This is a genomic window from Stenotrophomonas sp., from assembly GCF_031995405.1.
In the GTDB taxonomy this organism is placed as follows: domain Bacteria; phylum Pseudomonadota; class Gammaproteobacteria; order Xanthomonadales; family Xanthomonadaceae; genus Stenotrophomonas.
Map to the genome: position 1 here is coordinate 1 of NZ_DAMAGC010000052.1, position 11,380 is coordinate 11,380.

At 68.2% G+C, this 11,380-nt stretch carries 9 protein-coding genes and 1 tRNA gene; 5 read left to right on the forward strand and 5 right to left on the reverse strand.

Annotated features, from left to right (window positions below; genetic code table 11):
• The coding region (locus RTO53_RS10920; protein WP_312237814.1) for a glycosyltransferase family 2 protein at positions 1–739 on the reverse strand (739 nt) is incomplete at its 3' end.
• Between RTO53_RS10920 and RTO53_RS10925 the strand changes: the two genes are divergently transcribed.
• Complete coding sequence (locus RTO53_RS10925; protein WP_312237834.1) at positions 738–1,796, forward strand: CDP-glycerol glycerophosphotransferase family protein; 1,059 nt, start codon at positions 738–740, stop codon at positions 1,794–1,796. The two genes, RTO53_RS10920 and RTO53_RS10925, sit on opposite strands and share 2 nt — an antisense overlap.
• A gap of 416 nt (positions 1,797–2,212) precedes the next feature.
• Here the strand turns inward: RTO53_RS10925 and RTO53_RS10930 are convergent, their stop codons facing one another.
• The 4 genes from RTO53_RS10930 to RTO53_RS10945 form a co-directional block, all read right to left on the reverse strand.
• Entirely contained in the window at positions 2,213–3,754 is a 1,542-nt protein-coding gene (locus tag RTO53_RS10930; protein WP_312237815.1) for a PH domain-containing protein, read from the reverse strand.
• The gene (locus tag RTO53_RS10935) at positions 3,751–4,248 is read right to left on the reverse strand and encodes a PH domain-containing protein (protein WP_312237835.1); all 498 of its coding nucleotides are present in this window, start codon (positions 4,246–4,248) and stop codon (positions 3,751–3,753) included. The genes RTO53_RS10930 and RTO53_RS10935 overlap by 4 nt, the downstream gene beginning before the upstream one ends.
• Positions 4,249–4,379: 131 nt before the next feature.
• Positions 4,380–5,516 carry a GTP cyclohydrolase II RibA gene (gene ribA / locus RTO53_RS10940; protein WP_312237816.1) on the reverse strand — a complete coding sequence of 379 codons (1,137 nt, stop codon included), beginning with the start codon at positions 5,514–5,516 and terminating at the stop codon, positions 4,380–4,382.
• Between the two features lie 69 nt (positions 5,517–5,585).
• Positions 5,586–6,503 (reverse strand): lauroyl acyltransferase, encoded by a 918-nt coding sequence (locus RTO53_RS10945; RefSeq protein ID WP_312237817.1) that lies wholly within the window; start codon positions 6,501–6,503, stop codon positions 5,586–5,588.
• Between the two features lie 85 nt (positions 6,504–6,588).
• Between RTO53_RS10945 and dtd the strand changes: the two genes are divergently transcribed.
• From dtd to RTO53_RS10965, 4 genes are all read left to right on the forward strand, one after another.
• Positions 6,589–7,029, forward strand: coding sequence for a D-aminoacyl-tRNA deacylase (gene dtd / locus RTO53_RS10950; protein ID WP_312237818.1), 441 nt, complete (start codon positions 6,589–6,591; stop codon positions 7,027–7,029).
• Between the two features lie 89 nt (positions 7,030–7,118).
• The gene (gene rpoD / locus RTO53_RS10955; RefSeq protein ID WP_312237819.1) at positions 7,119–8,966 is read left to right on the forward strand and encodes an RNA polymerase sigma factor RpoD; all 1,848 of its coding nucleotides are present in this window, start codon (positions 7,119–7,121) and stop codon (positions 8,964–8,966) included.
• Between the two features lie 345 nt (positions 8,967–9,311).
• Positions 9,312–10,712: a type II toxin-antitoxin system HipA family toxin YjjJ gene (yjjJ, locus tag RTO53_RS10960; RefSeq protein ID WP_312237820.1), complete on the forward strand. Its 1,401-nt coding sequence runs from the start codon at positions 9,312–9,314 to the stop codon at positions 10,710–10,712.
• Positions 10,713–10,790: 78 nt separating this feature from the next.
• Positions 10,791–10,866, forward strand: a tRNA-Ile gene (locus RTO53_RS10965).
• The last annotated feature ends 514 nt before the right edge of the window (positions 10,867–11,380 follow it).

The window sequence follows — 11,380 nt, forward strand, 5'->3', positions numbered from 1 at the left end:
GCACGTAGTTGGCGCGCACGTAGGCGTACACCAGGCCGTGCCAGCCATCGCGGAAGCCGCCGCGCAGCAGCAGTCCGCGCCAGAACCGCCACGCCGGGGCCAGCACCAGCTTGGCCAGGGTGGCGCGCTTGCCGCGCGCGAATTCATGCTCGGCCATCATCCGCGCGTAGCGTTGGGTCTTGCTCAACTGCTGCTCCAGCGAGCGGTACGGATAGTGGATGAGGTCGCCGCGCAGTACGCCAACGCTGCCATCCACGCTGGCCGCTTCGTGGATCTCGCGCTTGCCGCGCCAGCCGCCGTGGCGACGGTCGAACAGGCGCAGCACGCGATCGGGATAGGCGTTGCCGTGGCGCAGGAACCTGCCGAAGTACTCGGACAGCCGCGCGAAGCGGTAGCCGTGGTGGCCGCCGAAGCCGCCGGCCTGCGCGGCCAGGATCGCCGCGCGCAGGTCGTCGCTGATCCGCTCGTCCGCGTCCAGGCACAGCACCCAGTCATGGCTGGCCTGGGCGACACAGAAGGCCTTCTGGCTGCGGAAGCCGTCGAAAGGCCGCTGCAGCACCCTGGCCCCGGCCGCGGTCGCAATCGCCACGGTGGCATCGGTGGAATACGAGTCCACCACGATGATCTCGTCGCAGAAGGCCAGCGAGGCCAGGCAGTCGCCGATGCGGTCGGCTTCATTGAACGCGATAATGCAGGCCGAGATGCGAGGCCGTTCAGTGGGAGCGGTCGTGGAGGACATGATGGCCGAGTACCTGCTGTTTGCGACGGAGCGTTATGCGCTGCCCATTCTCGCCCCACTGGCCCAGGCGTTGCACGCGTCCGGTCAATCGGTGTCGGCCTGGTTCGTCGATGGCGCGGCCGGATCGCAGCTGCCGGGCGTGCCCAACGTCGACCTCCGGCAGGCGCTGGCACTGCGCCCGCGTGCGGTGTTCAGCGCCGCCAACTGGGTGCCGCCGTTCATCGCCGGGGCCAAGGTGCAGGTCTTCCATGGCTTCAACGTGCAGAAGCGCGACAGCGCGCGTGGCCATTTCCGCGTGCGCGGGCTGTTCGACCTTTATTGCACCCAGGGACCGGCCACCACCGACCCGTTTCGCGCGCTGGCGGCGCGCGAAGGTCACTTCGCGGTGGCGCAGACCGGCTGGCCGAAGCTGGACCCGCTGTTCCGCGACGATGGCGGGGCCAGTGCCGCCTTGCGGGCGCCGGCTGCTGGCCGCCCGGTGATCCTGTTCGGCTCGACCTTCACCGAACGCCTGAGTGCCGCGCCGCACCTGTATGACCACATCGCCGCCGACATCGCGCGCGGCGAACGCTACTGGCTGCTGACCCTGCATCCCAAATGCAGCGCGGACCTGTTTGCGCGTTATCGCGCGCTGGCCGGCGCCAACGCCGCCTTCATCGAGCCGGAGCAGGTGATGGCCGCGCAGCGCGCCGCCGACGTGCTGGTGTCTGACACGTCCTCGATCGTGTCCGAGTTCGTGGTGCAGCACAAACCAGTGGTGACCTTCCGCAACCGGGTGCCGCAGCCGCACATGATCGACTTCGATGATGCGACGGCCCTGCCGGCAATGCTGGACCGTGCGCTGGCGCCGGAACCGGCGTTGATGGCCGAGATCCAGCGTTATGCCGACACCATCCATCCCTACCGCGACGGCTACTCCAGCGAGCGGGTGATCGCGGCCACCGAGGATTTCCTGTCCGGCGAACTGGGTACGCTCAAGCGCAAGCCGTTCGGCGCGTGGACGCGGGGGCTGCAGATCCGCAGGGAGCTGGGGTACTGGGGGCCGGCGAAGCGTTGAGGGGTTGCCCCGCGTGGCGTTCCGGGGCCGTGGGGTGGAGGGCTGCCACGCATGGCGTGGTACTACCAGGACGAGCTGCCACACGGCGCGTTGCCAAGACCCTCGATGATGGGTCGCCACGCGCGGCGTGGCGGTTCCGCGGCGGCGGGGTGGAAGGCTGCCACGCATGGCGTGGCACTACCATGACGAGTTGCCACACGGCGCGTTGCCAAGACCCTCGATGATGGGTCGCCACACGTGGCGTGGCGGTTCTGCGGCGGTGGGGTGGAGGGCTGCCACGCATGGCGTGGCACTACCAGGACGAGTTGCCACACGGCGCGTTGCCAAGACCCTCGATGATGGGTCGCCACGCGCGGTGTGGCGTTATCGGCGCGCCGGAATGGTTGGGTAGAGCCACGCCATGCGTGGCTGCGCTGCTACCAGCGCAGGCGACGCCGGGCCAACGCCTTGCCCAACTGCGCATACACCGCGCGCGCGTCCGCTTCGGGCAGGTAGCGCAGGCACAGCGCGATGCTGCCGCTGGCGCCGGCGGTGTCCAGCCACACGCTGGCGGTGCCCAGCAGGCGGTCCAGGGGGGAGCGCGACAGACGCAGGCTCTGCAGCTTGTCCAGCTCGGCGAACCGCCACCAGCGCTGCCACCAGCCGCCGCGCACCGCCACGTACTGGTCGTCCAGGTGATAGCCGATGCGGGCCATCTGGCGGTGCGCGCGGAACGCCGACCACGGCAGCCACAACAGGATCAACGCACCGCCCGGGTAGCCGTTCCAGACCGCCGCGGCGGCGACCACCGGCAGCCACACAAACGCGCCCAGGCTCAGCCGCCACCAGCCGCGTTGCTGCACCGGCTGCCAGCGTGCAGGCGGCCACGCCAGCTGCGGCAACAGGTGCTGCACCAGTGCGTCGCAGGCCTGCGGGGTGGCCAGCGGGGCCAGCTCGCGCAGGTCGCGGCGCTCGTTGTCCACGGCGACGCCGGCGGCGATATCGATGCGCAGGTGGCGTCGGCCGGCCCAGCGCTGCAGCGTGCTTTCGCGCAGCGTCCAGGCCTGGATGCGCCGCCGCGCGACGCTGCTGCGCAGGCGCGTGAGCAGGCCGCTGACCACGGTCAGGCGGCGCTCGTGTTCGCTGAGCTGGAAGCCGTAATAGCGCAGCAGCGCCAGCGCCACCGACAACACCCGCAGCATCAGCCAGAAGCCGACCACCACCGCCACGGCAATCACCGCCCACACCCAGGTGGCCGAATGCAGGTGGCTGGCATAGCCGAAGGCCTGGCGGCCCCCCTGTTCGATCGCATCGGACACGGTGCCGCGCGGGAAGAACTGGAAGCTCGCACCGAAGGTGGCCAGCACCACCACCCAGCCCCGGTTGGAGAGCAGGCCGATGCGCACCACGTCCCAGCGGCTCAGCCGCAGCAGTACCTCGTCGGTGCGCGCTGCGGGAGCCTCGACGTTGCCGGTGGGCGTTGCGACGCTGTCCCCTTCCTGCCCGCGATGGCGCACCAGCTGTTCCAGCGCCAGCGCCTGGGACAGCTTCAACACGCGCATTTCCGCTTCCGGGCGATGACCGCCGGCCGATTCCAGGCGCAGCTCGGCCACGCCGAACAGGCGGTGCAGCGGATTCTGGTGGACCACCACATTGTGGATGCGCGCGAACGGGATCTCGCGCCGGTTGCGCGAGATCACTCCGCTGCGCACGCTGATGCCATCGCGGCCGATCCGGTAGCGGTAGGTCAGGTATTGCAGGATCGAAATGCCCACCAGCACCGCGATCACGATCAGCGCCGCCAGGTAGGACCACATCTCGTCGCGGTCGCCCCGGTTGCCGAATACCACCAGCGCCACCAGTGGCAGCAGGAACTGGCGCAGCTGCATCAGCAGCACGAACAACCACGACCAGGGATGCAGACGCTGCTCCTGCGGCGCAGCGACCGACGTGTCAGCGAGCGGTGGTGGCGTACTCACAGCGCGTCGTCGTCACGGTCGAGCTGGTGGGCGAGGGTGTCGCGCAGGCGTTCGGCGTCGTCGGCATCGAGCCCGCCCAGGGTCACCGCGCTGAAGCGGCTGCCGGCGGTGTGCACCACCAGCGTGGCCAGTCGCGCGCTGCGCTCGATCGGCCCGCGGCGCAGGTCGAGGTGCTGCACGCGTGAGATCGGTATGCGGGTTTCCAGCTGCCACATCAGGTCGCGGCGCACGCCCAGGCCCTGGTCGTCCAGCCGCCAGAACGTGCGGCGCTGGCGGCGAAACCCGACAGCCGCGCCGATCAGCGCGCCGAGCACCAGCATGGCGGCAGCGCCGAGCCCGCGCATCGGCAGGTCCAGTACCACCCATCCTGCGGCCAATACACCGCCAATCAGCAACGCACCGGAGATCGCACCGGCGGCCGCGGCGATGCTGGCCGCGCGCAGTGGCAGCGGCTGCCAGTCGGCGCTGGCGGGCAACGGTGGCAAAGCCGGCAGCGGCGGCGGGGTGGGGAAGGCAGGGCTATCGATGGCGTCGGGCAAGGCAGGGTGCTCGGCAGGGGGAACATGCCGGGCGTCATCCCGCTGGTGGTGCGCCCGTCGCGCTGACGGTAGCAGGTTGCCGCGCGCTATTGCGCGGCCTGGATCAGCGCATCGACGTCGAGCAGATGGCCGGCGCGTTCGGCCTTGGTGCGCAGGTACTGCTCGTTTTCGGCGGTGATGTCGCCGGTCACCGGTACGCAGTCGACCACGTCGATGCCGGCGTTGCGCAGACGCTGGGCCTTGGTCGGGTTGTTGCTGAGCAGCTGCACGCGTTGCACGCCCAGCCCCTGCAGCATCGCCACCGCACTGCCATAGCGACGCTCGTCGGCGCCGAAGCCCAGCTGCGCATCGGCATCGATCGTGTCCAGGCCGTCGTGCTGGTAACCGTAGGCGCGCATCTTGGCGGCGATGCCGGTGCCGCGCCCTTCCTGGTCCAGGTACAGCAGCACGCCACCGCCCAGTTCCTTGAGCTTGCGCAGGCCGCGCCGCAGCTGGTCGCCGCAGTCGCACTTGAGCGAGCCGAACAGGTCGCCGGTCAGGCACGAGGAATGCACGCGGACCGGCACCACGCCGGACAGGTCCGGGGCGCCGACGATGACCGCCACCTGGTCGCGCTGGGCGACGCCGCCGCGGAACACCGCGAACTCGGCCATGCCCACCTCGCGCAGCGGCACCGGCGAGCGTGCCACCAGCTCATAGGCATGGGCGGCCTGTTCGGCGCCCTGGCGGAGGTCGCACAGCGACACCTGCGCGCAGCCGTCGAAGCGACTGTCATCGGTGGCCAGCAGTACCCCGACCATGGCCGGCAGCAACAGGCCCAGCCGCGCCACTTCCACCGCGCCGTCGTCCAGTGCCTGGCCCGCGCTCCAGCCCGACGGCATCGCCTCGGGCTCGCGCAGGTAGCTCAGCGAGGGCAGGGCATCGAAATCGATCCCGGCCAGCGGCACGCGCGCGCCGTGTTCGGCGGTGACGCCCAGCACCCGCGCGCGGGTGGCGGTCAGGAACAGGTAGTGGCGGTCGGCAGCAGCCTGGGCGAAGGCGCCGAAGCTGCTGCGGGTGCTGCTGTCCAGGGCGATGAAGGCCAGGCGCTGGCCGTGGCCGTCGTCGATCACCACCGGACGGCCGGCGCGCAGCTCGGCGACGGCGCGTTCGCAGCGGATCGCGGCCGGATCGCCGAACAGGGAAGAAGCAGCATCGGACATGGCAGGGGCCGTGGGGGACATCATGGCTTTCACAGTGGGGACGGACGGCACGGATTCCAATCGCGACAAGGGCGCGACAGTGCGTCGCGCTCAGTGCGGGTGTTCTTCGGTGGCATACGGATCGACCTCGCCGCTTTCCGGCGGGCGCAGGGTGTAGCGCTTGTAGGTCCACTGGTACTGGGTCGGATCGCGACGGGCGATCCGCTCGATGCCGGCGTTGAGCGCGGCGGCGGCGGTGCGCGGGTCCGGGTCGGCAACCTCGGGCGGGGCCGGCTCGATATGCAGGGCGAACTGCATGTCCGGGCCGATCCGCTCGCACCAACCGTACAGCACCGTGGCCCCGGTGCGCTCGGCGAGCCGGTTGACCAGGGTCATGGTCAGCGCCTCGGTGCCGAAGAACGGCGCGAACACCCCGTCGCCGGCCTTGGGCTGCTGGTCGGGCAGGATCCCGGTGGCGCCGCCCTCCTTGAGCACCTTGAACAGCTGGCGCACCGCCGGCCCTTCGGCACGCACCTGGCGCACGTTGTCGCCGCCGCGGACCAGTTGCAGGAAGGCATCGCCCACCTCCTCGTCAGGCGCCTTGTAGACAATGGCGATCTGCCCGCGCGAGGCCAGCCACTGGTTCAACAACTCCCAGTTGCCGTGGTGCGGGGCGGCCACGATCACGCCCTTGCCGGCCGCCAGCGCGGCGTCGTACAGCGCCTCGCCATGGCGCTCGACCAGGCAGGCCAGGTTCTCCTCACGCGGACGGGTCCACAGACGCAGGGTCTCCACCGCCTGCATCGCCGTGGAGCGCAGCACCTGCCGGTGCATCACCGCGCGCTGGTCATCGGTCAGGTCGGGGAACGCCAGTTCCAGATTGCGTCGGGTGACGCGGCTCTCACGGGCGTTGAGACGGATCCACAGCCCGGCCAGTGCGGCGCCGAAGCCTCGCAGCCAGGACCAGGGCAGGCGGGTGAACAGGGCAGCGGCGCGATAGGCTAGGCGGGCAGTGGTGTGCGGTTTCATCACTGCAAAGTCTAGCCGCTGACGACCGGCGTGTCGGCGCGCGGGCGCGTTAAGGTAGGCCGCCTTCAGTTGCGGAGCCGTGTCCATGCTTGTCCTGATCCAGCGCGTCAGCCACGCCAGCGTCCGCGTCGAGGACGCCATTGTCGGCCAGATCGGCCCGGGCCTGCTGGCGCTGGTGGGCATGGAGCCGGGCGATACCGAGGCCCAGATCGCCCGGATGGCCGATCGCCTGCTCGGTTACCGTGTCTTTGCCGATGAGACCGGAAAAATGAACCGATCACTGCGCGATACGGGCGGCGGGCTGCTGCTGGTCAGCCAGTTCACCCTGGCCGCCGACACCTCCAGCGGGATGCGGCCGGGCTTCAGTACCGCCGCGCCGCCGGCGGAGGCTGAACGCGGATTCAATCGGCTGGTCGATATCTGCAGACAAAAACACGCCCCGGGGGTGGAAACCGGCCAGTTTGGTGCCCATATGGTTGTCAGCCTGGTCAACGATGGTCCAGTGACCTTCCTGCTCAGACCCTAGCCCCGGGACCACCGCCCGGGAACGCGGGGCGCCGGGCTGGTATAATGCTAGGTTCTATTCCCTCTCCCAGCCGGTGGCGCGAGCACTACATGGCCAACGAACGTCCTGCCCAGCAAAACGACATCAAGCTTCTGATCAGCAAGGGCCTGGAACAGGGCTACCTGACCTACGCCGAAGTCAATGACCATCTGCCCGACGACATCGTCGACCCGGAGCAGATCGAAGATATCATCGGCATGATCAACGGCATGGGCATTGATGTCCATGAAGTTGCGCCCGATGCAGAAACCCTGTTGCTCAACGATGGCAACACCGGCAACCGCGAAGTGGATGACACCGCGGCCGAAGAAGCTGCCGCCGCACTGAGCGCGCTCGACACCGAAGGTGGCCGCACCACCGACCCGGTGCGCATGTACATGCGTGAAATGGGTACCGTCGAGCTGCTGACCCGCGAAGGCGAAATCGCCATCGCCAAGCGCATCGAAGAAGGTCTGGGCCAGGTCCAGGCCGCACTCGGTACCTTCCCGGTATCGGTGGAATCGCTGCTGGCCGATTACGACGCGCACAAGGAAGGCAAGAAGCGCCTGGCCGAAGTGATCGTCGGCTTCAACGACCTGGTCGAGGAAGTTCCGGCCCCGGTCGTGGCCGAAGACACCAGCGATGATGCCGAGGACGACGCCGACGACGAAGAAGACGGCGACGACGTTGAAGAAGAAGCCGGCCCGACCGGTCCGGACCCGGAAGAAGTCGCGCGCCGCATGCAGGCGCTGAGCGATGCGTACGCCGCGTTCAAGAAGGCCGCTGCCAAGGGCGACCGCAAGCCGCTGGCCAAGCTGCGCGACGACATGGCCGCTGTGTTCGTGACCCTGAAGCTGCCGTTGCCGCTGACCGACGTGCTGGTCAAGCAGCTGCGCGACGTCATGGCCGACATCAAGTCCCACGAGCGCCGCGTGCTGAACCTGGCGACCGTGACCGCGCGCATGCCGCGCAAGGACTTCATCCGCTCCTGGGAAGGCAACCAGACCAACCTGGAGTGGGTGGAAGACGCACTGAAGCGCAAGCAGAAGTGGTCCTCGGCCCTGCGTGACGTGAAGGACCAGATCATCGCCGAACAGCAGGCGACGATCGACATCGAAAAGACCACCTGGCTGGAACTGGACGAGCTGAAGGAAATCAGCCGCGCCATGGCCTACGGTGAGGCGCGCGCGCGCAAGGCCAAGAAGGAAATGGTCGAGGCCAACCTGCGCCTGGTGATCTCCATCGCCAAGAAGTACACCAACCGCGGCCTGCAGTTCCTCGATCTCATCCAGGAAGGTAACATCGGCCTGATGAAGGCCGTGGACAAGTTCGAATACCGTCGTGGTTACAAGTTCTCCACGTATGCGACCTGGTGGATCCGCCAGGCCATCACCCGTTCGATCGCCGATCAGGCGCGCACCATCCGTATCCCGGTGCACATGATCGAAACGATCAACAAGTTGAACCGCATTTCCCGCCAGATGCTCCAGCAGTACGGCCGCGAGGCCACGCCGGAGGAGCTGGCCAAGGAAATGGACATGCCGGAAGACAAGATCCGCAAGGTGATGAAGATCGCCAAGGAGCCGATCTCGATGGAAACCCCGATCGGCGACGACGAGGATTCCCATCTGGGCGACTTCATCGAGGACACCAATGTGGAGTCCCCGATCGAGAACACCACCAACATCAACTTGTCTGAAACCGTGCGCGACGTGCTGGCCGGCCTCACCCCGAGGGAAGCCAAGGTGCTGCGCATGCGCTTCGGCATCGACATGAACACCGACCACACCCTCGAGGAAGTCGGCAAGCAGTTCGACGTCACCCGCGAGCGTATCCGCCAGATCGAAGCGAAGGCGCTGCGCAAGCTGCGTCACCCGAGCCGGTCCGAGCAGCTGCGCAGCTTCCTGGATATCGATTGATTCCAGGCGGCCGGTAAGGCGTTCAAAAAGCCCCGCCTCGGCGGGGCTTTTTTGTGGGCGACGGCAGGGGGTGTCGCCCTGCTGCGCGCCGATTCGGCCGCCCCCCAGTCGTCATCTCGCTGGGCATCGGACAGGCCGGCCCAATCGTAGAGCCAGCCCATGGCTGGCTGCTCTTCGACCCCTAAATAATATCGTTTACGTAAACAAATACGTAAATTAATGATCGAGGAAAAAGGCCGTTCCATCCAATACATCCATTATGAATCAACAGCTTGAAACACTCCGGCGTTGCCAACAGCAATCTTTTGGCGTATAGATTCGTAACTTAATTCCGTCGGTCCTCCCATGGCGCGCCCTCGCACCCTCGAGCCCCAGGATCTGCTCAACAGCCTGCCCGCCGGCGAAGCCGTGCCAGCAGGCGCCTTGGCCGCGCGTCTGCGCATCACCCGGCCTACGCTCGCACGCCTGGTCGCCGAGGCGGGCGACCGCGTCGTACGTCTCGGCCATACCCGGGCCACCGCCTACGCCGTGCGTCAGCCGACCGCAGCGGGCAGCGAGTGGCCGCTGTTCCGGCTGCGTGCCGATGCCAGTCTGGAAGAGCTCGGGACCGTGGTGGCGCTCACTGGCGACACTTTCCACGTGCAACCCGATACCGCGCGCCCCAACCTCACCCGGTCGCCGGACACTGGCGTGGAAGGCCACTTCCCCGGCCTGCCGTGGTACCTGGACGACCTGCGCCCGCAGGGCTTCCTTGGCCGCACGTTCGCACACCGTCGTGGCCGTGAGTTGGGTGTTCCCGACGACCTCAACCGCTGGCAGCTCGGCGACACCCTGATGGCCCTGGTGCGGGCCGGGGGTACCGAAACCGGCGACCTGCTGCTCGGGGGAGATGCAGTGGATGCGGCGCTGCGCGCGCTGGATGCGCCACCGGATCGGGTGCGGGCCGACGAGCGCGCCGGCCACTACCCGGCGCGCGCCGCCGCTGCGCTGGAGGGCGAAGACGTAGGTTCCTCTCCCGGGGGCGAACAGCCCAAGTTCACCGCCACCGTCGAGCATGCCAACGGCCGCTACGCTGCGCTGGTGAAGTTCGCCCAACCGGCGGCGGGAGACGCTGCAGAGCGCTGGGCCGATCTGCTGGCATGCGAGCACCTGGCACTGGCGTGCCTGCGCGAGGCGGGGGTGCCCGCGGCTGCGTCGCAGTTGATCCAGACCGACCACCACACCTTCCTCGAAGTAGAGCGCTTCGACCGCATGCCGGACGTGCTGGGACGACGCGGCTTCGTTTCGCTGCTGGCGCTGTCCTCGGCCTTCGTCGGCGAGGCGACCACGACTTGGGGCGTGGCCGCAGAGGCGCTGCTGGCGCAACGCTGGGTGGATCGCGACACCGCCACGGCCATGGCGCGCCTGCACGCCTTCGGCCGGCTGATCGGCAACAGCGACATGCATCAGGGCAATCTCGGCTTCCATCTGGTCGATCGCGGGCCGCTGCCACTGGCACCGGTATACGACATGTTGCCGATGTCGCTGGCCCCCTCACGCACCGGCGTGCTGCGTACGGCACGCCCGCTGGCACAGGTGGCGCCGGAGCGCAGTGGCGATCTTGCACACCTGCAATGGGCGGCGCCGCTGGCGCTGGACTTCTGGCAGCGGGTAGCCGGTTCGCGGCTGGTGCGCTCGGCGGCGCTTCGGGCGCTTGCGGCCGAGAACGCCGACAGGGTGCAGGCAATGGGGCAGCGGTTTGGCTGAAAGCGGCGGCCGAGGAGATTTCGGTGACGTTCGCAGTGGAAAGCAGCCGTTGGCGTCCACTACACTGTGCGGCCGCAAGGGCCTATAGCTCAACGGTTAGAGCAGAGGACTCATAATCCTTTGGTTCCAGGTTCGAATCCTGGTGGGCCCACCAACCCGCTCTCAAGCGGCATCCAGCACGGTCCGAAAAGTGGCCTGATAGCCCGTAAAAACAAGGGCCCGGCGCCCATCTCAGTCCACCGGCATCCGCTTGCATCCGGTACCAGAGCGAGTCAGTGTGTCAGTCGCAAGGCGCTTGAGTGGTCGTTGGATGCTTGCTGATACGACGCAGGTTGTTCAGTCCACGTCGCCGAGCCTGGCTCGGCGCTGTTGGGCAGGGTCGGGGCGGTTCAGCGCGGCTACGCGTGCATGGAAGAGGGCGGCGTCGTCTGCGAGTTGGGCCCAGTCGACGGAGTCCTTCGACCACTTCGCCGGGCTCGCGGTCGAAGCCGCGTGCCTGCACCCGTGCGTAGCGAGCGGCGAAGCCGGGGTCTTCGGCGCTCACTGCGGACAGCTTCACTGCCACCAGGCAGGCGATCAGGTAGTTGGTGGGGTACAGCGGACCTGACGGAACAGCCGCTTGCCAGCCGAGGTGGTGTCCTGGTCGGCGTGCCCGCTGAAGCCGCCTT

Excerpts from the sequence above, each read along its gene's own strand:
- RTO53_RS10925 (WP_312237834.1), top strand. The coding sequence starts at position 738 with ATGATGGCCGAGTACCTGCTGTTTGCGACGGAGCGTTATGCGCTGCCC.
- ribA (WP_312237816.1), bottom strand. The coding sequence starts at position 5,516 with ATGTCCCCCACGGCCCCTGCCATGTCCGATGCTGCTTCTTCCCTGTTC.
- RTO53_RS10945 (WP_312237817.1), bottom strand. The coding sequence starts at position 6,503 with ATGAAACCGCACACCACTGCCCGCCTAGCCTATCGCGCCGCTGCCCTG.
- dtd (WP_312237818.1), top strand. The coding sequence starts at position 6,589 with ATGCTTGTCCTGATCCAGCGCGTCAGCCACGCCAGCGTCCGCGTCGAG.
- rpoD (WP_312237819.1), top strand. The coding sequence starts at position 7,119 with ATGGCCAACGAACGTCCTGCCCAGCAAAACGACATCAAGCTTCTGATC.
- yjjJ (WP_312237820.1), top strand. The coding sequence starts at position 9,312 with ATGGCGCGCCCTCGCACCCTCGAGCCCCAGGATCTGCTCAACAGCCTG.